The following is a 23,262-nucleotide window of genomic DNA, read 5'->3' on the forward strand; positions in this document are numbered from 1 at the left end:
AGATCTCCTTCGATTGTATTGCTTTTATTATTATACCTTATCAAAAGACTACTGGCAAACTTTTTCAGTTATCAGCCAACAGTTTTAGATGGGATTAGAATTCTTTTTAAAAAAATGATATGATAGAATTTATGGATAAAAATAAGATTATGGGATTAACCCAAAGAGAAGTCAAGGAAAGACAGGCTCAAGGTTTGGTCAATGACTTTACCGCTTCAGCCAGTACCAGTACTTGGCAAATCATCAAACGAAATGTTTTTACACTTTTTAACGCATTAAACTTTGTTATTGCCCTAGCGCTGGTCTTTGTGCAGGCTTGGAGCAATCTGGTTTTCTTTGCCGTTATTTGCTTTAACGCTTTTTCTGGGATTGTGACTGAGCTACGGGCCAAACACATGGTGGACAAGCTCAATCTCATGACCAAGGAAAAGGTCAAAACCATCCGTGATGGTCAAGAAGTCGCTCTCGATCCAGAAGAGTTGGTTCTAGGAGATGTCATTCGTTTGTCTGCTGGAGAGCAAATCCCCAGTGATGCACTGGTTCTGGAAGGATTTGCGGAAGTCAATGAAGCCATGTTGACGGGTGAGAGTGATTTGGTGCAAAAAGAAGTGGATGCCTTGCTTTTATCAGGGAGTTTCCTAGCCAGTGGCGCAGTTTTGGCTCAAGTTCACCATGTCGGGGCAGAAAACTATGCTTCCAAACTCATGCTGGAAGCTAAGACAGTGAAACCAATTAACTCCCGTATCATGAAATCGCTAGACAAGCTAGCTGGTTTTACTGGAAAGATTATCATTCCCTTTGGTCTAGCTCTCTTGTTAGAAGCCTTGATGTTAAAAGGTTTGCCTCTTAAGTCTTCTGTAGTGAATACTTCAACAGCACTTTTGGGTATGTTGCCCAAGGGAATCGCCCTCTTGACCATCACTTCGCTCTTGACTGCGGTGATCAAGCTGGGCTTGAAAAAGGTCTTGGTGCAGGAGATGTACTCTGTCGAGACCTTGGCTCGCGTGGATATGCTCTGTCTGGACAAGACGGGCACCATCACCCAAGGAAAGATGCAGGTGGAGGCGATTCTTCCTCTGACGGAAACGTATGGTGATGAAGCTATTGCCAGCATTTTGACTAGCTATATCGCTCATAGTGAGGATAAAAATCCAACAGCCCAAGCCATTCGCCAGCGTTTCCAAGGTCAGGTTTCCTATCCTATGCTTTCGAATCTTCCTTTCTCAAGCGACCGTAAGTGGGGAGCTATGGAGTTAGAAGGTCTGGGGACGGTTTTTTTAGGGGCACCTGAGATGTTGTTGGACTCTGAAGTCCCTGAAGCCAGAGAGGCCCTAGAGAGAGGGTCACGTGTCTTGGTCTTAGCCCTCAGTCAGGAAAAACTAGACTATCACAAACCACAGAAACCATCTGATATTCAGGCCCTGGCCTTGCTGGAGATCTTGGACCCCATTCGAGAAGGAGCCGCTGAGACGCTGGACTACCTCCGTTCTCAGGAAGTGGGACTCAAAATTATCTCTGGCGACAATCCCGTTACAGTATCCAGCATTGCCCAGAAGGCTGGCTTTGTAGACTATCACAGCTATGTAGATTGCTCAAAAATCACAGATGAGGAATTGGTTGCCATGGCTGAAGAGACAGCTATTTTCGGACGTGTTTCTCCTCATCAAAAGAAACTCATCATCCAAACTCTGAAAAAAGCAGGGCATACAACGGCAATGACAGGGGATGGTGTCAATGATATCCTAGCTCTCCGCGAAGCAGATTGTTCTATCGTTATGGCTGAAGGAGATCCGGCGACTCGTCAGATTGCCAATCTAGTTCTCTTGAACTCAGACTTTAATGATGTTCCTGAGATTCTCTTTGAAGGTCGTCGTGTAGTCAATAATATTGCCCATATCGCACCGATTTTCTTGATTAAGACCATCTATTCCTTCTTGCTTGCAGTCATCTGTATTGCCAGTGTTTTATTAGGACGGTCTGAGTGGATTTTGATTTTCCCTTTTATTCCGATCCAGATTACCATGATCGACCAATTTGTCGAAGGGTTCCCACCATTCGTTCTGACTTTTGAGCGAAATATCAAGCCTGTTGAACCAAACTTCCTCAGAAGATCCATGCTTCGCGCCCTACCAAGCGCACTCATGGTCGTGTTCAGCGTTCTCTTTGTGAAACTATTTGGAGCGAGTCAAGGTTGGTCTGAGTTAGAAATCTCAACCCTACTCTATTATCTCCTTGGTTCTATCGGTTTCTTATCCGTATTTAGAGCCTGCATACCATTCACCCTCTGGCGTGTCCTCTTGATTGTCTGGTCAGTAGGAGGCTTCCTAGCCACAGCTCTTTTCCCAATGATTCAAAAGTTGCTTGAAATTTCAACCTTGACAGGACAAACGTTGCCTGTTTATCTTGTCATGATGGCTGTCTTTACTGTGATTTTCATTCTAACCAGTCGCTACCAAGTTAGAAAATAAAGAAAGACCGCAATCTGTGGATTGCGGTCTTTTTAGGTGCAAGATTGCTAGCTGAAATATGGTATAATAAGAGGTAATAGAGTTTTGGAAAGTGAGAGAAGATGATTTCAAAGAGATTAGAATTGGTGGCGTCCTTTGTACCGCAGGGAGCTATTTTACTAGATGTGGGAAGTGACCATGCTTATCTGCCCATCGAGTTAGTTGAGAGAGGCCAAATCAAAAGCGCCATTGCAGGGGAAGTGGTGGAAGGACCCTACCAGTCTGCGGTGAAAAATGTTGAGGCTCACGGCTTAAAGGAGAAAATCCAAGTCCGTTTAGCCAATGGCTTAGCGGCATTTGAAGAGGCTGACCAAGTCTCGGTTATCACCATTGCTGGTATGGGTGGCCGTTTGATTGCGACCATATTGGAAGAAGGATTGGATAAGCTTGCGAGTGTAGAACGTTTAATCCTCCAACCCAATAATCGTGAAGACGACTTGCGCATCTGGTTACAAGAGCACGTATTTCAGATTGTAGCAGAAAGCATCCTAGAAGAGGCTGGCAAGTTTTATGAAATTCTAGTGGTGGAAGCGGGACAAATGAAGCTATCAGCCAGTGATGTTCGCTTTGGTCCCTTCTTGTCCAAAGAAGTCAGTCCAGTCTTTGTCCAAAAATGGCAAAAAGAAGCAGCTAAGCTAGAGTTTGCTCTTGACCAAATCCCAGAGAAAAATCGAGAAGAACGTCAAGTTCTAGCTCATAAGATTCAAGCCATCAAGGAGGTGCTCCATGCTAGCAAGTGAAGTGATTAACGCGTATGAAGGCTTTTGCCCTCAGGAATTTTCAATGGAGGGTGATAGTCGTGGCCTGCAAATCGGCACTTTGGACAAGGAGATCCAAAGGGTTATGGTTGCTCTCGACATTCGTGAAGAGACGGTGGCTGAAGCCATTGAAAAGGGTGTGGATTTGATTATCGTCAAGCACGCGCCAATCTTTCGTCCGATTAAGGATTTGGTAGCCAGCCGTCCACAAAATCAGATTTACATCGACCTTATCAAGCATGACATCGCAGTTTATGTCAGCCATACCAATATTGACATTGTTGAAAATGGTCTCAATGACTGGTTCTGCCAGATGCTAGGTATTGAGGAAACGACCTATCTGCAGGAGACAGGTCCAGGACGTGGGATTGGTCGTATTGGGAATATTCAGCCTCAGACATTTGGGGAATTGGCCAAGCATGTTAAGCAAGTCTTTGGTCTAGATAGTCTTCGATTGGTGCATTATCAAGAGAATGATTTGCAGAAGTCTATTTCAAGAGTGGCTATCTGTGGCGGTAGTGGTCAATCTTTCTATAAGGATGCTTTAGCTAAGGGAGCAGATGTTTATATCACTGGGGATATCTATTACCATACTGCCCAAGACATGCTGTCTGATGGTTTGTTGGCGCTGGACCCGGGCCACTATATCGAAATCCTTTTTGTCGAAAAAATCGCTGCACACCTTACTCAATGGAAGGCAGAGAAGGGCTGGTCTATTGATATTTTGCCTAGTCAAGCATCAACCAATCCTTTCCACCATATCTAGTTAGAAAGTGAAGACAATGAAAAAAGTTGCCATTATCGGAGCAGGGATTGTGGGGGCGACAGCTGCCTACTACCTCGCGAAAGAAAGCGACCTAGAGGTGACCATTTTTGACCATGGACAGGGGCAAGCAACCAAGGCTGCAGCGGGAATTATCAGTCCTTGGTTTTCCAAACGTCGCAATAAAGCCTGGTATAAGATGGCGCGCTTGGGGGCTGACTTTTATGTGGATTTGTTGGCTGATATAGAAAAGTCTGGTCAGGAAATCGACTTTTACCAACGCTCAGGCGTCTTTCTCCTGAAAAAGGATGAATCCAAGTTAGAAGAACTCTATGAACTAGCACTCCAGCGTAGGGAAGAATCTCCCTTGATAGGTCAATTAGCCATTTTAGACCAAGCATCTGCAAATGAATTATTCCCTGGTTTGCAGGGATTTGACAGCCTGCTCTATGCTTCTGGTGGGGCACGGGTGGATGGCCAACTCTTAGTGACTCGTTTGCTAGAAGCCAGTCAAGTCAAGCTGGTCAAAGAAAAAGTGAGTCTGACACCTTTAGCAACTGGCTATCAGATTGGCGAAGAGGTGTTTGATCAGCTTATTCTAGCGACGGGAGCTTGGTTGGGGGACATTTTGGAACCTTTAGGATATGAGGTAGATGTTCGTCCCCAAAAGGGGCAACTCCGAGATTATCAGCTTGCCCAAGACATGGAATCATACCCTGTTGTCATGCCAGAAGGGGAGTGGGATTTGATCCCTTTTGCAGGTGAGAAATTGTCCTTGGGTGCTACCCATGAAAATGATATGGGATATGACTTGACGGTAGATGAAACCTTGCTCCAACAAATGGAGGAGGCAGCCTTACCCCACTATCCAGCCTTGGAAGAAGCGAAATCATCAGGTGAGCGTGTGGGAATCCGTGCCTACACCAGTGATTTCTCCCCATTTTTTGGACAAGTGCCAGGATTGGCAGGTGTCTATGCGGCTAGTGGTCTAGGTTCATCAGGTCTCACAACCGGCCCTATCATCGGTTACCACTTAGCTCAACTGGTCCAAGACAAGGAGTTGACCTTGGACCCTGAAAATTATCCCATTGCAAACTATGTCAAACGAGTAAAAAGCGAATAATACTCAATGAAAATCAAAGAACAAACTAGGAAGCTAGCCGAAGGCTGTACTTGAGTACGGTAAGGCGACGCTGACGTGGTTTGAATTTGATTTTCGAAGAGTATAAGCATTTTACTGAAATTTTAGCAGGCAGTTTAGGATGTCAAATGACATTCCCTATCAAAAATGATAAAATAAGAAAAAATAATCCGAGAATCGAGGAAAAAAGATGCAAGAAAAGATTTTGGTAACTGGTGGTGCTGGATTTATCGGAACCCACACTGTTATTGAGTTGATCCAAGCAGGTCATCAAGTCGTTGTGGTGGATAATCTTGTCAATAGCAACCGTAAAAGTTTAGAAGTTGTTGAAAGAATCACAGGAGTTGAGATTCCTTTTTATGAGGCAGATATCCGTGATACTGATACTCTCAGAGATATTTTCAAGCAGGAAGAACCGACTGGTGTGATTCACTTTGCGGGTTTGAAGGCTGTTGGCGAATCAACCCGTATTCCTCTTGCCTACTATGACAACAATATCGCAGGAACTGTTAGCCTTTTGAAAGCTATGGAAGAAAATAACTGTAAGAACATCATCTTCAGTTCTTCGGCGACAGTTTACGGAGATCCTCACACTGTTCCAATCTTAGAAGATTTCCCACTTTCAGTGACCAATCCGTATGGCCGTACTAAGCTCATGCTAGAGGAGATTTTGACCGATATCTACAAGGCAGACTCAGAATGGAATGTGGTCTTGCTTCGTTACTTTAATCCAATCGGAGCGCATGAAAGTGGAGACTTGGGAGAAAATCCTAATGGAATTCCAAACAATCTCTTGCCTTATGTTTCACAAGTAGCAGTGGGCAAACTAGAACAAGTGCAAGTTTTTGGAGATGATTACGATACAGAAGATGGAACTGGGGTTCGTGACTATATCCATGTCGTAGACCTAGCCAAAGGTCACGTTGCAGCTTTGAAAAAACTCCAAAAAGGTTCAGGTCTAAACATTTATAACCTTGGAACTGGTAAAGGTTACTCCGTTCTTGAAATTATCCAAAATATGGAAAAAGCAGTGGGACGTCCTATTCCTTACCGCATCGTAGAACGCCGCCCAGGTGATATCGCTGCCTGCTACTCAGACCCAGCAAAAGCCAAAGCAGAGCTTGGATGGGAAGCAGAACTCGACATCACCCAAATGTGTGAAGACGCATGGCGTTGGCAAAGCAAGCATCCAAATGGATTTGAAGACTAAGATGATGATTTCAATCATCGTCCCTTGTCTAAACGAAGAGGAAGTACTTCCTCTTTTTTATCAGTCTGTGGAAGCTCTGCTTCCTGACTTGGGAGCAGAACTCGAATATGTCTTTGTAGACGATGGCTCAATCGATGGGACCCTGCAACTTTTGAAGACCTATCGGGAGCAAAATCCTGCGGTCCGCTATGTCTCATTCTCACGAAATTTTGGGAAAGAGGCAGCCTTATACGCAGGCTTGCAGCATGCAACTGGAGACCTGGTGGTCGTGATGGATGCAGACCTTCAGGATCCTCCTAGTATGCTACTTGAGATGAAAGCTTTATTAGACCAAAATGCAGACATAGACTGTGTTGGGACACGGAGAACTAGTCGGGAGGGAGAACCCTTTTTCCGTAGTTTCTGTGCTGACCTCTTTTACCGCCTCATGCAAAAAATTAGCCCAGTGGCTCTACCCTCAGGTGTCCGTGATTTTCGCATGATGAGAAGGTCAGTGGTAGATGCTATTTTAACACTGACCGAGTCCAATCGTTTTTCTAAAGGACTCTTTGCCTGGGTGGGTTTTAAAACGCACTATCTGGACTATCCAAACGTTGAACGACAGGCTGGCAAGACCAGTTGGAGTTTTAGACAACTCTTTTTCTACTCGATTGAAGGAATTCTTAACTTTTCAGATTTTCCCTTGAGTATAGCCTTTGTAGCGGGACTCCTATCTTGTTTTATTTCTTTTATGATGACTGTTTTTGTGGTGTTTCGGACCCTTATCTTGGGAAATCCGACATCTGGCTGGACCTCTCTGATGGCTGTCATTCTCTTTCTTGGAGGGATTCAACTCCTGACCATTGGGATTCTCGGCAAGTATATTAGTAAGATTTATCTAGAAACCAAAAAAAGACCACTCTATCTCGTCAAAGAAAAAAGTGACCTTTCTATTATTGAAGGAAAAAATAACCAAAAAAGACTATAATTTTACCTAGAAATATGCTAAACTAGTAGGTGTGGGAAAAATGAGAAAAAATCAATTATATCTATTCCCTGCTTCCTACGATGGATCTTTTAGGAGTGCACGTGTAGGACAATTTTTGATGGCCTCCAGAACATCGCTGGTCTCAGCGATTTCTCTTTGCAATTCAACTGGATCATCGTAAAATCGAACGATTCCATTATCGTGATAATCAAAGAGTTCAGAATAGGTTTGGCAAAGCCCACAGGCGATGCATCGTTCAGGTATAAGTGTGAGTTTCATATTTATATTGTAATAAGAAAGTTTAAAAAATACAAGGAGTAAGGTATGGAAAAAGAACCATGGCAAGAAGATATTTATGAAAACAATGAGGAAGAATCAAGATCGGAACGACGTCACCGTAAACAAAAGGGAAAAGGTGTTGTTGCCAATCGTGTCTTGACAGTTCTAGCTAGCCTCTTCTTTGTAATCGTTGTAGCAATGATTGTCGTATTGATTTACCTTTCTACTGGAGGAAGCAATCGTACTTCATCTTTGAAGGACTTCTATGATGCATCGTCTCCTTCTACAAGTTCAAGTTCTAAAGTAGAAGCATCATCATCTTCAAGTAGCAAGGTAGAGGAAACAGCTTCTTCTGAATCAACACCTTCAGAGAGCAGTTCGGAAGAACATACAGAAGGTGAAGGAACACTTACAGTACATCCTGGAGAGGGAGAAGCAGCTCTTGCTCAACGTGCAGGGATTTCCATTGCCCAGCTAGAGGCTCTAAATCCTTCTCATATGTCATCTGGATCTTGGTTTGCTAACCCAGGTGATGTCATCAAGACAAGATAGGAGTCGGTCATGAAGACAATTCAAATTGCTATCGATGGTCCAGCTTCGAGTGGTAAGAGTACGGTCGCAAAGATTGTCGCTAAGGATTTTGGTTACACTTATCTCGATACGGGTGCTATGTACCGTGCTGCGACTTATATAGCGCTCAAACACCAGTTGGATGCAGGAAATGTAGATCAACTTCTCGAGCTTCTTAACCAACACCCCATTAGTTTTGGTCGTTCAGAAACAGGTGAGCAACTTGTTTTTGTAGGGGATGTTGAGATTACGCATCCGATTCGTGAAAATGAAGTGACCAACAAGGTTTCAAGCATTGCTGCCATTCCTGAAGTGCGTGAGAAACTGGTTTCGCTCCAGCAAGAGATTGCTCAGCAAGGTGGTATCGTCATGGATGGGCGTGATATCGGGACAGTTGTTTTACCACAAGCTGAACTCAAGATTTTCCTAGTGGCTTCTGTTGAAGAAAGAGCAGAGCGTCGTTACAAGGAAAATATTGCTAAAGGGATTGAAACAGACCTTGAAACGCTGAAAGAAGAGATTGCTGCGCGTGACTACAAGGATAGTCATCGTGAAACCTCACCTCTCAAACAGGCTGAGGATGCAGTTTACCTTGACACAACTGGACTAAGTATCCAAGAAGTGGTTGAAAAAATTGAATCAGAAGCAAAAAAATATATGTCCTAGGGACGAGAGGAGCAGGCTAAATGAAGCCTGCTCCTTTTCTCTCTTTTGCGCGCGTTTCAAAACAGTCTTTTTGGGAGAATTTTGATAAAATAGTAGTATCAATAAAAAGGACGGAAGCATGACAAAGAAAATCATAGCCATTTGGGCCCAAGATGAAAAAGGTGTGATTGGGAAGGAAAATCGTCTCCCTTGGCATTTGCCAGCAGAGTTGCAACATTTTAAGGAAACAACTTTAAATCATGCTATACTGATGGGGCGAGTGACCTTTGATGGCATGGGACGTCGTCTGCTTCCAAAACGGCAAACCCTGATTTTAACGCGCAATAGCGAAGAAGTCATAGATGGGGCGCTCGTATTTCAAGATGTGGAGTCTGTTTTAGCGTGGTATCAGAGTCAGGAAAAAAATCTCTATATCATTGGCGGAAAACAGATTTTTCAGGCTTTTGAGCCTTATTTAGATGAAATCATCGTGACACAGATTCATGCTCAGGTGGAGGGAGATACCTATTTTCCTGAGGAATTTGACTTGTCTCATTTTGAGACAGTAGCAAGCAAATCTTACACCCGAGATGAGAAAAACGACTATGATTTTACCATCGAATACCGAGATAGAAAGGAAGTCTAATGGAGCGCAGTATATTTGGATTTTTTACAGCTTTTTTGTGTGTGATCTGTATTTTGACTGGAGCACAGGCTTTTCGTAAGAAGCGCTATGGACTGTCTGCCTTACTCTGGTTGAATGCTTTTACCAATCTGGTCAACAGTGTCCACGCTTTTTATATGACCTTATTTTAGATAGAATGATAAATTAGAATGGAAGGAAATCATGCCTACAAATAGGAAAAATGATATGATGGTTTATTGCTCATTTTGTGGCAAAAGCCAAGAAGAAGTAAAGAAAATAATCGCTGGGAACAACGCTTTTATCTGTAATGAATGTGTTGAGTTGGCCCAGGAAATCATTCGGGAGGAGTTGGCCGAGGAAGTTTTGGCAGACTTGTCTGAAGTACCAAAACCAATCGAACTCCTCAATATTCTAAACCACTATGTGATTGGTCAGGATCGTGCCAAACGTGCCTTGGCAGTGGCTGTATACAATCACTATAAACGTATCAATTTTCACGATACGCGTGAAGAGTCAGAAGATGTGGATTTGCAGAAGTCAAACATCTTGATGATTGGTCCAACTGGTTCAGGAAAAACTTTCTTGGCTCAGACTTTGGCTAAGAGCTTGAACGTGCCTTTTGCTATTGCAGATGCGACAGCTCTGACTGAGGCTGGTTATGTGGGTGAGGACGTGGAAAATATCCTCCTCAAACTCTTGCAGGCTGCTGACTTTAACATCGAACGTGCAGAACGTGGGATTATCTACGTAGATGAAATTGACAAAATTGCCAAGAAGAGCGAGAATGTGTCTATCACACGTGACGTTTCGGGTGAAGGTGTGCAACAAGCCCTTCTCAAGATTATTGAGGGAACTGTTGCTAGCGTGCCACCTCAAGGTGGACGCAAACATCCACAACAAGAGATGATTCAGGTGGATACCAAGAATATCCTCTTCATCGTGGGTGGTGCTTTTGATGGCATCGAAGAAATCGTCAAACAACGTCTGGGAGAAAAAGTCATTGGTTTTGGCCAAAATAACAAGGCGATTGACGAAAACAGCTCCTACATGCAAGAAATCATCGCAGAAGACATTCAAAAATTCGGTATTATCCCTGAGTTGATTGGACGCTTGCCTGTCTTTGCTGCTCTTGAGCAATTGACGGTCGATGACTTGGTTCGCATCTTGAAGGAGCCAAGAAATGCCTTGGTGAAACAATACCAAACCTTGCTTTCTTATGATGATGTTGAGTTGGAATTTGATGATGAAGCCCTTCAGGAAATCGCCAATAAGGCTATCGAACGCAAGACAGGTGCGCGTGGTCTTCGCTCAATCATCGAAGAAACCATGCTAGATGTTATGTTTGAAGTGCCAAGTCAGGAAAATGTGAAATTGGTCCGCATCACGAAAGAAGCTGTCGATGGAACGGAAAAACCAATCCTAGAAACAGCCTAGAGGAGACTATGGAAATCAATACACACAATGCTGAAATCCTGCTCAGTGCGGCAAACAAGTCCCACTATCCGCAGGATGAACTGCCAGAGATTGCCCTTGCAGGGCGTTCAAATGTTGGCAAGTCTAGCTTTATCAACACCATGTTGAACCGCAAAAATCTTGCTCGTACATCAGGAAAACCTGGGAAGACCCAGTTACTCAACTTCTTCAACATTGATGACAAGATGCGTTTTGTGGATGTACCAGGTTATGGCTATGCCCGCGTTTCCAAAAAGGAACGTGAAAAATGGGGGCGCATGATTGAGGAGTATTTGACCACTCGGGAAAATCTCCGTGCCGTGGTCAGTCTGGTGGATCTCCGTCACGACCCGTCAGCAGATGATGTACAGATGTATGAATTTCTCAAGTATTATGAGATTCCGGTTATCATCGTTGCGACCAAGGCAGATAAGATTCCTCGTGGTAAGTGGAACAAGCATGAATCAGCAATCAAAAAGAAATTAAACTTTGACCCAAGTGACGACTTCATTCTATTTTCATCTGTCAGCAAGGCAGGGATGGATCAGGCTTGGGACGCAATATTAGAAAAATTGTGAGGGAAAGAAATGGCAAAAACAATTCATACAGACAAAGCTCCAAAAGCAATCGGACCATATGTTCAAGGAAAAATCGTTGGCAATCTTTTGTTTGCTAGCGGTCAAGTTCCCCTATCTCCTGAAACTGGAGAAATTGTAGGAGAAACGATCCAAGAACAGACAGAACAAGTCTTGAAAAATATCGGCGCTATTTTGGCAGAAGCAGGAACAGACTTTGACCATGTTGTTAAAACAACTTGCTTCTTGAGCGATATGAATGACTTTGTTCCTTTTAACGAGGTTTACCAGACTGCCTTTAAAGAGGAATTTCCAGCTCGTTCAGCTGTAGAGGTTGCACGTCTTCCTCGTGATGTAAAAGTCGAAATTGAAGTGATCGCAGAGATTGGATAAGCTAGTTGAAGTTTGGCTCTGCCAAACTTTTTTTGATATAAGGAGAGATAGATGACAAAGAAACAACTTCACCTGGTAATTGTGACAGGGATGAGTGGTGCAGGGAAAACAGTAGCCATTCAGTCCTTCGAAGATTTGGGATATTTTACCATTGACAATATGCCGCCAGCCCTCTTGCCAAAGTTTTTGCAGTTGGTAGAGACCAAGGATGATGACCACAAACTGGCCTTGGTAGTCGATATGCGGAGCCGTTCCTTCTTTTCAGAGATTCAGGCCGTTTTGGATGAATTGGAAAACCAAGATGATTTGGATTTCAAAATCCTCTTTTTAGACGCAGCAGATAAGGAATTGGTGGCACGCTATAAGGAAACTAGACGAAGTCACCCTCTAGCTGCTGATGGTCGGATTTTAGATGGCATCAAGCTGGAACGTGAACTCCTGGCACCTTTGAAAAACATGAGTCAAAACGTGGTGGATACGACAGAACTCACTCCGCGTGAACTGCGTAAAACCATTGCAGAGCAATTTTCAGACCAAGAACAAGCCCAGTCTTTTCGTATCGAAGTCATGTCTTTTGGATTCAAGTATGGTATCCCTATTGATGCAGACTTGGTCTTTGATGTCCGTTTCTTGCCAAACCCATACTACCTCTCTGAACTTCGTAATCAGACAGGTGAGGATCAAGCAGTTTATGACTATGTGATGAATCATGAAGAGTCTGAAAGTTTCTATCAGCACTTACTCGCCTTGATTGAGCCCATTTTGCCAAGTTACAAAAAAGAAGGCAAGTCTGTTTTAACTATCGCAGTAGGATGTACAGGTGGACAACACCGTAGTGTGGCCTTTGCAAAACGAATCGCTGAGGACCTTGCTAAAAACTGGCCTGTCAATGAAAGTCATCGTGACAAAGACAGAAGAAAGGAAACGGTAAACCGTTCATGAGAAAACCAAAGATAACGGTAATTGGTGGAGGAACTGGTATCCCCGTCATTTTGAAAAGCTTGAGAGAAAAGGATGTTGATATCGCAGCCATCGTAACGGTAGCTGATGATGGTGGCTCTTCTGGTGAACTAAGAAAGAATATCCAACAACTGACACCACCAGGCGATCTTCGCAATGTCCTGGTAGCCATGTCGGATATGCCTAAATTTTATGAGAAGGTTTTTCAGTACCGCTTTTCAGAAGACGCTGGTGCTTTTGCGGGTCATCCTCTAGGAAATATCATTATAGCAGGACTTTCTGAAATGCAAGGGTCCACTTACAATGCCATGCAGCTGCTAAGTCTCTTTTTCCACACAACAGGAAAAATCTACCCCTCAAGCGATCAGCCTTTGACACTGCATGCAGTCTTTAAAGACGGTTCTGAGGTGGCAGGTGAGAGCCACATTGCAGATCATCCAGGTATGATCGACCATGTCTATGTGACCAATACCTTGGATGATGAAACACCGCAAGCCAGCCGTCGAGTGGTCAATACCATTCTCGAGAGTGATATGATCGTCTTGGGACCTGGTTCCCTCTTTACATCGATTTTGCCAAATATTGTCATTGAGGAGATCGGGCAGGCTCTACTGGAGACTAAGGCAGAGATCGCCTATGTCTGCAATATCATGACCCAGCGTGGGGAAACAGAGTACTTTTCAGACAGTGACCACGTGGAAGTCCTCCATCGACACTTAGGTCGGCCATTTATTGATACGGTCTTGGTGAATATCGAAAAGGTTCCTAGAGAATACATGGATACCAACCGTTTTGATGAGTATTTGGTTCAGGTAGAGCATGACTTTGCTGGTCTTTGCAAACAGGTTCCTCGTGTGATTTCATCCAACTTCCTTCGTTTGGAAAATGGAGGAGCCTTCCATGATGGCGATTTGATTGTAGATGAATTGATGCGCATCATACAGGTGAGAAAATGAGTTTTACAGTTGCAGTAAAAGAGGAAATTCTTGGTCAACACCATCTCAGTCGTCATGAATTATCAGCCATCATCAAGATGTCTGGCAGTATCGGTCTCTCGACTTCTGGCCTAACCTTGTCAGTCGTGACTGAAAATGCCAAGTTGGCTCGGCATCTCTATGAGTCTTTTCTCCATTTTTATGACATCAAGTCAGAAATTCGTCACCATCAGAGAAGTAATCTTCGTAAGAACCGAGTCTATACGGTCTATACTGATGAGAGGGTGCAGGAGCTTTTAGCTGATTTGCGGCTTGCGGATTCCTTCTTTGGTTTGGAGACGGGCATTGATCCTGACATCTTAGCAGATGAGGAGGCTGGACGTGCTTACTTATGTGGGGCCTTTCTGGCAAATGGTAGCATCCGAGATCCGGAGTCTGGCAAGTACCAGTTGGAGATCAGTTCCGTTTATCTGGACCACGCCCAAGGACTAGCCTCTCTTCTTCAGCAGTTTTTGCTGGACGCTAAGGTCATTGAGCGCAGGAAAGGTGCAGTTACCTATCTTCAACGTGCAGAGGACATCATGGATTTCTTGATCGTGATTGGGGCCATGCAGGCGCGTGATAATTTTGAGCGTGTCAAGATTTTGCGTGAAACCCGTAACGATCTCAATCGCGCCAATAACGCTGAAACAGCCAATATCGCTCGGACGGTTTCTGCCAGTATGAAGACCATCAACAATATCAGTAAAATCAAAGATAGAATGGGTTTGGAAAATTTACCCGTGGATTTGCAAGAGGTAGCACAGTTGCGGATTCAGCATCCAGACTACTCTATCCAGCAGTTGGCAGATAGCCTGAGCAATCCCTTGACTAAAAGTGGCGTTAACCACAGACTCAGAAAAATAAACAAGATTGCAGACGAATTATAATGATATAAAACAACCCCTTGAATTACCAATATCTTCAAGGGGTTTAGTTGTGTTGTGAAATCAAAAAGGGGCAACCGAGGGGCAGAATTAAAAAATACTGTCTAATTTATTGACAAGTTTATCCTCCATGTCCTCAGTAGTATGAGAATAGATCTCCAAAGTCATTTTTGCGTTTGAGTGCCCAACTCGATCCATTATTGATTTGATAGGCAATCTAGACTCTGCTAAAAACGAAATTTGAGAATGTCTAAAAATATGGCTAGATAAGTTTTTTTCTATCCCAGCCTGATTATCATATTTTTTCAATATCTGTATAAAGCAAGCTATTGTTGTAGGATTGTTCCATTTTTCAAAACAGAAAATATAATCATCGCTTGACAATGGTTGGAAACGTTCGCTAAGTCGCACTATTTGCCTTTGAATAGCTTCTATGACACTCTCTGATACTTTGATTGTCCGTATTGAATTTGTAGTCTTTGGTAGTGTCTTGATTTTGTGAACTGCATCAAAATTACCTGTGATCTCAATTTTGTTGTTTTGGAAGTCTATATTCTTTAGCTGCAAGGCAGTTAACTCACCATATCTCATCCCAGTTAATGCCAGCACAAGAACCATATCAGCGTACTTTTGGTGATATTTTCGACGATTAAGGACATCGACAAGTGCTTTTATTTCTTGCATGGTGAGAAAATTGTTACGTTTTTTTCCAGTTCTTCTAAAGTCTTTGGCTTTTGAGGAATTGTAGTATAATCCACCTCGTTATTTTCAATGTAAGAGTATTGAACGGCGTAATTAAAGATACCTCTGAGTCTATGCCGTACTTTTTTAGCTGTAATATATCCGTTGCTTTCAATAATTTTTTCAATAGCCTCTTGAAGAAAACGCTTGTCAAGATTAGCAAGTATGGTATCGGATGGTATAACTTCCTTCATCTTCTTATCAACTGATTTACAATTATGTTTTGTTGATTCCTTTACTGTTTGCGCCCATGATTTATAGAAAAAGTTATAGATCTCTTCAAATGTAATGCTTTCTACTTGTTTTGTGCTGAGTTTTTTATTTATCTTCTCTTGTAGCAAGATGGCGGCTTGATTTCTTGCTTGAGGTGTTTTCTTCTCCATCGTGACGGAGACTTTTTTCAATTTCTCAGTATATGGATCTTTGTATCGCTCAAAAAATTTATATTTGCCGTTTGGCAATTCTTCCATCCACATTGCTTTTACCTCATTTTTTTGTTAAAATGGGTATAGTAAAGAGGGCTTTTTTAATGTCTTTTACTATAATGAACACTTCACACTCTCCTCGACCAAAATTTGAGTGTGGGGCTTTTTTATTTATGTATAATTAAAAACAGCTGCACAATTTTTGTACAGCTGTGACCGAGGCAGGAGCTACCTGCCGTACTTTGCACTAGATGATACCATCTAGGTAATCCAACTGTATTTTATCAAAGTTTCTATTTACTTGTCAAATATAATCCGTTCAGATATTGCATCCGATAATTTTTTTAGTTGCATATCTCCAACAACTGTAGCTGATAAAACATCAATTTCTGATGTTCGTGGTTCTATTTTGTTTTTATCAATAGTAGTTATACAATCTAACGCTGCGTAAGTCGTCTTTTCTAAACTCTTCTGAAATCTATCCATTTGCTCATTAGCTTTCTCTAACAGTTCAGTAGATTTTTTCTGTTTCTGATAAACAGATTTTAATGTATCGTAATACTTATCTATATTTTCGAATAAGTAAGGCATGTCTGATATATCAGTGATAGGTGTAATATCATCAGGCAAAATAGAATTTATTTCCTCTAGGAGTTCGTCATTTATTTTTCTAGCAGACGTAGTTGCTACTTTGTAAGTTAAATGAAAGAGTTCTCTTGAAAATTCAAAATCAAGTTTTAGTTTATCTTTGCCTGGTTTAGACGTTAAAGGAATAACAGTTATAGTCCGCTTATCTTTCCTATCGTTTTTAGAGAGTGTGATAGCATAATGTGTTTTTGAAAATTCCTCTCCAAAATTCATCCCAAAATGGACATATACTATGGTTCCTGGAATGTACACTTTGTAACGACGCTTTTTTTTATGTAAGTCTCTTTCCAACTGCTCAACATAATTCAAGAGACTTTGTCCCATTCCATGACTTTTATGGTAATGAGGATTATCTTTTACAAAACTTATAAGCCGTTCAGTTGCCTCAAATAATAGGTCAAGGTTTTCTTTTTTTCCCAAATTCAGAACCTCTTTAATGGTTTTTCTTATACATGATTTCCTCACACTCAGAAGTTTGCCGACCGAGAGTGTGGGGATTTTTTAATTTTTCAGCATCAAATACGCATCAATGTAAATTAAAGGTACGCTTTTCTCTTTGTTGCTGTTGGTAGTGTACTCGTAGAAAAGTAAGTAACGTCCGTTTACAGTCAAATGATCTTTTTCTAAAAATCTTTTTTCTATACGTTCAGTCTCCATGAACAGCATATAGAAATCGCCACTAGGTTGTGTAGCAAGTATTTTTGTGTACTTGCCTTCTTTAAAAATTTGCACTATCTCCAGATTGTCGATTCTCATTTTTAAAGAGAAGAATTTTTCTGGCTCTCGGAGAACAGTTTTGTAATCATAGATTTTATAATCATCTGACTTGTAATTGTCTTTTGTGACCTTATCAACTTTAGTCAATAGCTTATCAAAATATTCTTCTACGCTAATATCATCAGATGTTGACGATTGTGTAGTCGGCTCGCTGGATGATTTTTGTGTTTGATTTGTACAAGCGGTTGAAATAAAAAGTGCACAAAGAAAAACAGATGATATGGAGAATATTCTTTTCATTTTATCCTACCCTTTTTTTAATTAAGTAAAGATAAATATTCTTCTCTTTCCTTATAAACTGGTTGAGTGTTTTGGTTGCACTTTTTGGTCAGGGTCGATGTAATTGATGGCATTGTTAATAGCAGTTGGAGCTTCACCCAGTCCTGTAGCGATTAAATCAATCTTACCTTCATAGTAGCAGCAGTCCCCAATGGCATAGATACCCTCTTGGCTGGATTCTTGCTTGCTGTTGACGATAATCTTGTGACGGTTGAGGTCTAGACCCCAATTTTTAAGATTGCCGACAGATGATTTAAAACCATAGTTGACAAAGAGATGGTCTACTTCGATAGTTTCGGCTTCATCTGATTTGACTTTGCTGATTTCTAGTTTGTCGAGTGTTTTTCCATCTCCGATAAGTTGGCTAGGAACGAACGGTGTCTTGATGGTTACAGATGATTCTTGCAGGGCTTGCACACTATGTTCCAAGGCGCGGAAATTATCTCTGCGGTGAACGAGAGTAGTTGGGGCAATCTTTTCAAAAGCTAGAGCCCAGTCCACAGCTGAGTCTCCCCCACCAAGGATGGTTACTTTCTTGCCAGCGTATTGTTGGATATTGGAAACGTGGTAGTGGATATTTTCATAGTCTTCAACGTTTTCCAATTCGAGCGGACGTGGTTTGAAGGCACCACCACCCATGGCAATGATAACTGTTTTAGTCAGGTGGCTACCTTTGTTGGTTGTGATGGTAAATCCTTGATCTTGTTTCTCAATTTCAAGAACGGTTTCGTTGAGGTGAACAGGTGTGTCAAATCCGTTTAGCTGTTCAATCAAGCGATTGGTCAACTCTTCTCCGGTTAAGTTTGGAAAACCTGGCACATCAAGGATTTGCTTTTCAGGGTAGAGGATGGCTGGTTGACCACCGAGCTGGGGAAGAGAGTCGATGATTTGGACTTTGGCTTGGCGTAGGTGGGCGTAAAAGGCAGCAAAGAGCCCGACAGGACCGCCACCTACAATGGTAATATCATAGAGTTGAGACATGATTTCTCCTTTGTTTTTTCTAGTCAGTTTATTTTATCATATTTTTGCTTAATTTAAAATGAGGTAGGATAGGGAAAAAATGGGCAAAAAATGGTATAATGATAAGTAAAGTGTTTTGACAGGGAGGAGGCCAAGGATGAATTTTCAACAATTATCCAATTTGCAATACTGGACGAGTTTGTTTTCAAGTCCTTGGAGTATAGTCACCAATCTGATTGATATTCTCATTGTGACTTATATTTTATATCATTTTACTAAAGCTATTGCAGGCACCAAGATTATGATATTGGTCCGTGGAGTCTTAGTTTTTATTCTAGCCCAGATTCTTTCCAATATGATTGGTTTAACGACTATTTCCTGGTTGATCAATCAGATCATCACCTACGGGGTGATTGCAGCGGTGGTTATCTTTTCACCAGAGATTCGAACTGGTTTGGAGCGATTGGGCCGGGCTACTGATTTCTTCTCCAATGCCCCAGTCAGTGCGGAAGAGCAAATGGTTCGTGCATTTGTGAAATCAGTTGAATACATGAGTCCTCGTAAGATTGGGGCGCTTGTAGTAGTTCAGAGAGTGAGAACCTTGCAGGAATACATCTCGACAGGGATCCCTTTAGATGCTAAAATTTCGGCTGAATTGCTTATCAATATTTTCATTCCCAATACTCCCTTGCATGATGGTGCTGTCATTATCAAGGAAGACCGGATTGCCGTAACTTCAGCCTATCTACCCCTGACTGAAGATACTGGGATTTCCAAGGAGTTTGGAACGCGTCACAGGGCGGCGATTGGTTTGTCGGAAGTGTCAGATGCTCTTACCTTTGTGGTTTCGGAAGAAACGGGTGGAATCTCAATCACCTATAATGGAGTCTTTAAGCATGATTTGACCTTGGAAGAGTTTGAATCGGAGTTAAGAAGAATCTTACTTCCAAAATCAGAGAAAAAGCAAGGTCTGAAAGAGCGCTTGCTAGGAGGATTGAAACATGAGAAAAAATAGTCTTTATATTATTTCTTCCTTCTTTTTCGCCTGCATCCTCTTTATCTATGCGACTTCTACAAACTATCAGAATAGCAACAGTGCCAGACAGGTGAGGACAGAAACCTATACCAATACGGTACTCAATGTCCCAATCGATATTCAGTACGACAGCGATCAGTATTTTATCAGTGGCTTTACTTCTGAAGTGACCGTCTTTCTGACAGGGTCAAACAGAGTTGCATTGGCGAGCGAAATGCAGGAAAGTACTCGGAAATTCAAGGTCAAAGCTGACTTAACCAATGCCAGTGTAGGAACCATTGAAGTTCCTCTAACCATTGAAAATTTACCGAGTGGTTTGACGGCTGTTGCGACACCGCAAAAGATAACAGTCAAGGTTGGTAAAAAAGCAAAACGTGATAATGTAATCGTTGTGCCGGAGATTGACCCTAGCCAGATTGATTCTCGTGTGAAAATTGATACAGTCACTGTGTCAGATGAAAAAGTAACGGTTATTAGTGATGAGGAAACCCTCTCCAAAGTAGATCGTGTCATTGCCATCTTACCGACGAGTGAACGGATAACTAGAAACTACTCGTCCTCTGTTCCTCTACAAGCAGTCGATAAAAATGGAAATGTCTTACCAAGCGTCATTATGCCGTTTGACACAACTATGAAAATTACAACAAAAACAGCAACGTCTAGTTCAAGTAACTCGTCAACAAGTTCCTCAGAAGGCAGTTCGTCTTCAACGAGTTCAGAAACAAAATCAGATTCGTCTAAACAATAATAAATAATAGAAAAGGATGATAAATAAAATGGGTAAATATTTTGGGACCGATGGAGTCCGTGGAGAAGCAAACGTAGAACTGACACCAGAATTGGCTTTTAAACTAGGCCGTTTTGGTGGATATGTCCTCAGTCAACACGAAACAGAAGCCCCTAAAGTCTTTGTAGGACGTGATACACGTATCTCAGGAGAAATGTTAGAATCAGCCTTGGTGGCAGGTCTTCTCTCTGTAGGGATTCACGTCTACAAACTTGGTGTCCTTGCAACACCAGCAGTAGCTTACTTGGTCAAAACTGAGGGAGCCAGTGCAGGTGTTATGATTTCTGCCAGCCACAACCCAGCCCTTGATAATGGAATTAAATTCTTTGGTGGGGATGGCTTCAAACTTGATGATGAAAAAGAAGCAGAAATCGAAGCTTTGCTAGATGCTACTGAAGACACTCTTCCTCGTCCAAGCGCCGAAGGCTTGGGAACCTTAGTGGACTATCCAGAAGGTTTACGTAAGTATGAAGGCTACCTTGTTTCAACTGGAACGCCTCTTGAAGGAATGAAAGTGGCCTTGGACACAGCAAACGGTGCAGCGTCTACAAGTGCCCGTCAAATCTTTGCAGACCTTGGGGCTCAAATAACTGTTATCGGTGAGACACCAGATGGTCTTAACATCAACTTGAATGTGGGTTCTACACATCCAGAAGCTCTTCAAGAAGTGGTCAAAGAAAGTCAGTCAGCTATTGGTTTGGCCTTTGACGGAGATAGTGACCGCTTGATTGCTGTTGATGAAAATGGCGAAATTGTTGATGGTGATAAGATTATGTATATCATTGGGAAATACCTTTCTGAAAAAGGCCAGTTAGCTCAAAATACCATCGTAACAACGGTTATGTCTAACCTTGGCTTCCATAAGGCCTTGGAGAGTGCTGGCATTAACAAGGCAGTGACTGCTGTTGGTGATCGCTATGTCGTTGAAGAAATGAGAAAATCAGGCTACAACCTTGGTGGTGAACAATCAGGCCACGTTATCTTGATGGATTACAATACAACTGGTGATGGTCAATTATCAGCTGTCCAATTGACCAAAATTATGAAAGAAACAGGTAAGAGCTTGTCTCAACTAGCATCAGAAGTGACGATTTACCCACAAAAACTGGTCAATATCCGAGTGGAAAATGCCATGAAAGAAAAGGCTATGGAAGTACCAGCCATCAAGACAATCATCGAAAAGATGGAAGAAGAGATGGCAGGGAACGGTCGTATCCTTGTCCGCCCAAGTGGAACAGAACCCCTCTTGCGTGTCATGGCAGAAGCTCCTACAACAGAAGAAGTTAACTACTATGTAGATACGATTGCTGCTGTGGTTAAAGATGAAATCGGAATTGACTAAAGCCTAGAAAACTAGATGAAATGATAAAAATGTGGTACAATTGCATAGTAAATTGTAGCAATGGGAGAGAAAAATGAATCTTAAACGAGAACAAGAATTTGTTAGCCAGTATCACTTTGATGCTCGTAACTTTGAATGGGAAAATGAAAATGGAGCTCCTGAAACTAAGGTAGACGTGAACTTTCAGTTGCTCCAACATGACCAAGAAAACCAAGTGACTTCTTTAGTCGTTATCTTGAGTTTCATGATTGTCTTTGACAAATTTGTCATCAGCGGAACAATTTCTCAAGTTAACCATGTGGAAGGTCGAATTGTCAACGAACCAAGCGAATTTAACCAAGAAGAAGTCGAAACCTTGGCACGTCCATGTTTGAACATGCTCAATCGTTTGACGTATGAAGTAACAGAAATTGCCTTGGATCTTCCAGGGATCAATTTGGAGTTTTAGTCATGAAATTAGCTGTCATTACAGATTCTTCAGCCTATTTAGAGGAGAAGACGCTGCAAAGAGAGAATCTATTTATCTTGGATATTCCTGTCAATATTGATGGGGAAGAGTATGTCGAAGGTGTCAATCTGACTGCTGAGGAATTTTATCAAAAAATGGCTCAGTCTGGAGAATTGCCTAAAACTAGTCAACCAAGTATTGCCAAATTGGATGAGATTCTAAGTTCCTTGAAAGATGAAGGCTATACCCATGTCTTGGGACTCTTTCTTTCGTCAGGAATTTCAGGCTTTTATCAGAACATCCAATACCTGTTGGATGAATATGATGGCTTGACCATTGCCTTTCCAGATACCCATATCACAAGTTCCCCTCTAGGATTTATGGTGGAGAGTGCCTTTGAATGGGCAGAACAAGGCGATGATTTTGCTCAGATTCAGGAGAAATTGGCTATTCAAATCGCTGATAACTCGGCATTTATCATAGTAGATGACCTTGATCACTTGGTTAAGGGAGGACGTCTGTCAAATGGGGCGGCCATTCTAGGAAATCTTCTCAGTATCAAGCCCATTCTTTATTTTAATGACCAAGGTGTGATTGAAGTTTACGAAAAAGTCCGTACGGAAAAGAAGGCAACCAAACGTTTGGTGGAAATCATCAAAGAGTTGACAAAAGATGGGGACTACCGTATTACAGTCATTCATGGGAACGCTCCTCAAAAGGCGGCAGATTTGCACCAACTCTTGATTGAGAGTGGTGTGAATTCTGAGATTCCAATTGATACCTTTGGTAGTGTCATTGGGACTCACCTTGGAGAAGGTAGTATCGCCTTGAGCTATACACCAATCGTCTAAATTGTTCTTACAAGCTTTGTATCTTAGAAATTGAACACGGACTACCTGCCTCTTGAAAAAAGATGCCTGTCTTGCCTTTCATGGAAAGTCAGCGCCATTCCCTATTTTTCATGGACAGCTAACGTCCTTTGTATCTTGATAATTGAACACGCCTGGAACACTGTGTGAAAAAGATAGTTCTTCCGAGGAGTAGACACTCCTTGATCAGAACTCCTATTTTCACTTTGTGTTCTTGCAGGCT

General features: G+C 42.1%; 27 protein-coding genes. 21 read left to right on the forward strand and 6 right to left on the reverse strand.

Translation table 11 applies throughout. The features are described from left to right. The first annotated feature begins 131 nt into the window (after positions 1-131). The 6 genes from NYE79_RS03260 to NYE79_RS03285 all read left to right on the forward strand — a co-directional run bounded on the left by NYE79_RS03260 (position 132) and on the right by NYE79_RS03285 (position 7,346). On the forward strand, positions 132-2,468 hold the full coding sequence (locus NYE79_RS03260; RefSeq protein WP_009013679.1) for a cation-translocating P-type ATPase: 2,337 nt from the start codon (positions 132-134) through the stop codon (positions 2,466-2,468). A gap of 101 nt (positions 2,469-2,569) precedes the next feature. Further along, entirely contained in the window at positions 2,570-3,247 is a 678-nt protein-coding gene (locus NYE79_RS03265) for a tRNA (adenine(22)-N(1))-methyltransferase TrmK (RefSeq protein ID WP_000624070.1), read from the forward strand. Next, complete coding sequence (locus tag NYE79_RS03270; protein WP_000881155.1) at positions 3,234-4,031, forward strand: Nif3-like dinuclear metal center hexameric protein; 798 nt, start codon at positions 3,234-3,236, stop codon at positions 4,029-4,031. The genes NYE79_RS03265 and NYE79_RS03270 overlap by 14 nt, the downstream gene beginning before the upstream one ends. A 16-nt stretch (positions 4,032-4,047) precedes the next feature. Further along, a complete protein-coding gene (locus tag NYE79_RS03275; RefSeq protein ID WP_000754620.1) occupies positions 4,048-5,151 on the forward strand; it encodes an FAD-dependent oxidoreductase in 1,104 nt (367 codons plus the stop codon). A 208-nt stretch (positions 5,152-5,359) separates the two neighbouring features. Continuing rightward, positions 5,360-6,379, forward strand: coding sequence for a UDP-glucose 4-epimerase GalE (gene galE / locus NYE79_RS03280; protein WP_001156532.1), 1,020 nt, complete (start codon positions 5,360-5,362; stop codon positions 6,377-6,379). A gap of 1 nt (position 6,380) precedes the next feature. After that, positions 6,381-7,346, forward strand: coding sequence for a glycosyltransferase family 2 protein (locus NYE79_RS03285; protein WP_216728766.1), 966 nt, complete (start codon positions 6,381-6,383; stop codon positions 7,344-7,346). Between the two features lie 75 nt (positions 7,347-7,421). Here the strand turns inward: NYE79_RS03285 and NYE79_RS03290 are convergent, their stop codons facing one another. Then, positions 7,422-7,625, reverse strand: a complete 204-nt coding sequence (locus tag NYE79_RS03290; protein ID WP_004246691.1) for a ferredoxin — start codon at positions 7,623-7,625, stop codon at positions 7,422-7,424. 45 nt (positions 7,626-7,670) lie between these two features. Between NYE79_RS03290 and NYE79_RS03295 the strand changes: the two genes are divergently transcribed. The 10 genes from NYE79_RS03295 (at position 7,671) to whiA (ending at position 14,730) form a co-directional block, all read left to right on the forward strand. Continuing rightward, entirely contained in the window at positions 7,671-8,177 is a 507-nt protein-coding gene (locus NYE79_RS03295; RefSeq protein ID WP_216728706.1) for an SAG1386/EF1546 family surface-associated protein, read from the forward strand. 9 nt (positions 8,178-8,186) lie between these two features. Continuing rightward, positions 8,187-8,861 (forward strand): (d)CMP kinase, encoded by a 675-nt coding sequence (gene cmk / locus NYE79_RS03300; RefSeq protein ID WP_000849409.1) that lies wholly within the window; start codon positions 8,187-8,189, stop codon positions 8,859-8,861. A 118-nt stretch (positions 8,862-8,979) separates the two neighbouring features. Beyond that, positions 8,980-9,486 (forward strand): dihydrofolate reductase, encoded by a 507-nt coding sequence (locus tag NYE79_RS03305; protein WP_042902706.1) that lies wholly within the window; start codon positions 8,980-8,982, stop codon positions 9,484-9,486. Further along, a complete protein-coding gene (locus tag NYE79_RS03310) occupies positions 9,486-9,656 on the forward strand; it encodes a hypothetical protein (protein WP_000442252.1) in 171 nt (56 codons plus the stop codon). The genes NYE79_RS03305 and NYE79_RS03310 overlap by 1 nt, the downstream gene beginning before the upstream one ends. Positions 9,657-9,687: 31 nt before the next feature. Further along, positions 9,688-10,920: an ATP-dependent Clp protease ATP-binding subunit ClpX gene (gene clpX / locus NYE79_RS03315; protein ID WP_002874765.1), complete on the forward strand. Its 1,233-nt coding sequence runs from the start codon at positions 9,688-9,690 to the stop codon at positions 10,918-10,920. Between the two features lie 8 nt (positions 10,921-10,928). Further along, positions 10,929-11,516: a ribosome biogenesis GTP-binding protein YihA/YsxC gene (yihA, locus tag NYE79_RS03320; RefSeq protein ID WP_000405203.1), complete on the forward strand. Its 588-nt coding sequence runs from the start codon at positions 10,929-10,931 to the stop codon at positions 11,514-11,516. 9 nt (positions 11,517-11,525) lie between these two features. Then, complete coding sequence (locus NYE79_RS03325) at positions 11,526-11,906, forward strand: RidA family protein (protein WP_001140420.1); 381 nt, start codon at positions 11,526-11,528, stop codon at positions 11,904-11,906. A gap of 51 nt (positions 11,907-11,957) precedes the next feature. Then, positions 11,958-12,848: an RNase adapter RapZ gene (gene rapZ / locus NYE79_RS03330; protein WP_216728705.1), complete on the forward strand. Its 891-nt coding sequence runs from the start codon at positions 11,958-11,960 to the stop codon at positions 12,846-12,848. Further along, complete coding sequence (locus tag NYE79_RS03335; RefSeq protein WP_057489476.1) at positions 12,845-13,822, forward strand: YvcK family protein; 978 nt, start codon at positions 12,845-12,847, stop codon at positions 13,820-13,822. The genes rapZ and NYE79_RS03335 overlap by 4 nt, the downstream gene beginning before the upstream one ends. Beyond that, positions 13,819-14,730, forward strand: a complete 912-nt coding sequence (whiA, locus tag NYE79_RS03340) for a DNA-binding protein WhiA (protein ID WP_216728704.1) — start codon at positions 13,819-13,821, stop codon at positions 14,728-14,730. Before NYE79_RS03335 ends, whiA begins: the two co-directional genes overlap by 4 nt. An 87-nt stretch (positions 14,731-14,817) precedes the next feature. Here whiA and NYE79_RS03345 read toward each other — a convergent pair whose 3' ends face one another. The 5 genes from NYE79_RS03345 to NYE79_RS03365 form a co-directional block, all read right to left on the reverse strand. Beyond that, positions 14,818-15,411, reverse strand: a complete 594-nt coding sequence (locus NYE79_RS03345; RefSeq protein WP_251463669.1) for a site-specific integrase — start codon at positions 15,409-15,411, stop codon at positions 14,818-14,820. Further along, positions 15,399-15,944, reverse strand: coding sequence for a hypothetical protein (locus tag NYE79_RS03350; protein WP_268702962.1), 546 nt, complete (start codon positions 15,942-15,944; stop codon positions 15,399-15,401). Before NYE79_RS03350 ends, NYE79_RS03345 begins: the two co-directional genes overlap by 13 nt. Positions 15,945-16,190: 246 nt before the next feature. Further along, positions 16,191-16,961 (reverse strand): type II toxin-antitoxin system PemK/MazF family toxin, encoded by a 771-nt coding sequence (locus NYE79_RS03355; RefSeq protein ID WP_216728703.1) that lies wholly within the window; start codon positions 16,959-16,961, stop codon positions 16,191-16,193. An 81-nt stretch (positions 16,962-17,042) separates the two neighbouring features. Continuing rightward, complete coding sequence (locus tag NYE79_RS03360) at positions 17,043-17,558, reverse strand: hypothetical protein (protein ID WP_216728702.1); 516 nt, start codon at positions 17,556-17,558, stop codon at positions 17,043-17,045. Between the two features lie 51 nt (positions 17,559-17,609). Further along, positions 17,610-18,578 (reverse strand): NAD(P)/FAD-dependent oxidoreductase, encoded by a 969-nt coding sequence (locus NYE79_RS03365; RefSeq protein ID WP_125449508.1) that lies wholly within the window; start codon positions 18,576-18,578, stop codon positions 17,610-17,612. Positions 18,579-18,714: 136 nt separating this feature from the next. Between NYE79_RS03365 and cdaA the strand changes: the two genes are divergently transcribed. From cdaA to NYE79_RS03390, 5 genes are all read left to right on the forward strand, one after another. Then, positions 18,715-19,572: a diadenylate cyclase CdaA gene (gene cdaA, locus NYE79_RS03370; RefSeq protein ID WP_339293788.1), complete on the forward strand. Its 858-nt coding sequence runs from the start codon at positions 18,715-18,717 to the stop codon at positions 19,570-19,572. Further along, positions 19,559-20,341: a CdaR family protein gene (locus tag NYE79_RS03375; protein ID WP_216728701.1), complete on the forward strand. Its 783-nt coding sequence runs from the start codon at positions 19,559-19,561 to the stop codon at positions 20,339-20,341. Before cdaA ends, NYE79_RS03375 begins: the two co-directional genes overlap by 14 nt. 28 nt (positions 20,342-20,369) lie before the next feature. After that, entirely contained in the window at positions 20,370-21,722 is a 1,353-nt protein-coding gene (gene glmM, locus NYE79_RS03380) for a phosphoglucosamine mutase (protein ID WP_044020450.1), read from the forward strand. A gap of 73 nt (positions 21,723-21,795) precedes the next feature. Continuing rightward, positions 21,796-22,170 carry a DUF1149 family protein gene (locus NYE79_RS03385; RefSeq protein ID WP_001050092.1) on the forward strand — a complete coding sequence of 125 codons (375 nt, stop codon included), beginning with the start codon at positions 21,796-21,798 and terminating at the stop codon, positions 22,168-22,170. Between the two features lie 2 nt (positions 22,171-22,172). Continuing rightward, positions 22,173-23,021 (forward strand): DegV family protein, encoded by an 849-nt coding sequence (locus NYE79_RS03390; RefSeq protein WP_000762161.1) that lies wholly within the window; start codon positions 22,173-22,175, stop codon positions 23,019-23,021. The last annotated feature ends 241 nt before the right edge of the window (positions 23,022-23,262 follow it).

Source organism: Streptococcus sp. FSL W8-0197 (assembly GCF_037963785.1).
GTDB lineage: Bacteria > Bacillota > Bacilli > Lactobacillales > Streptococcaceae > Streptococcus > Streptococcus oralis_CQ.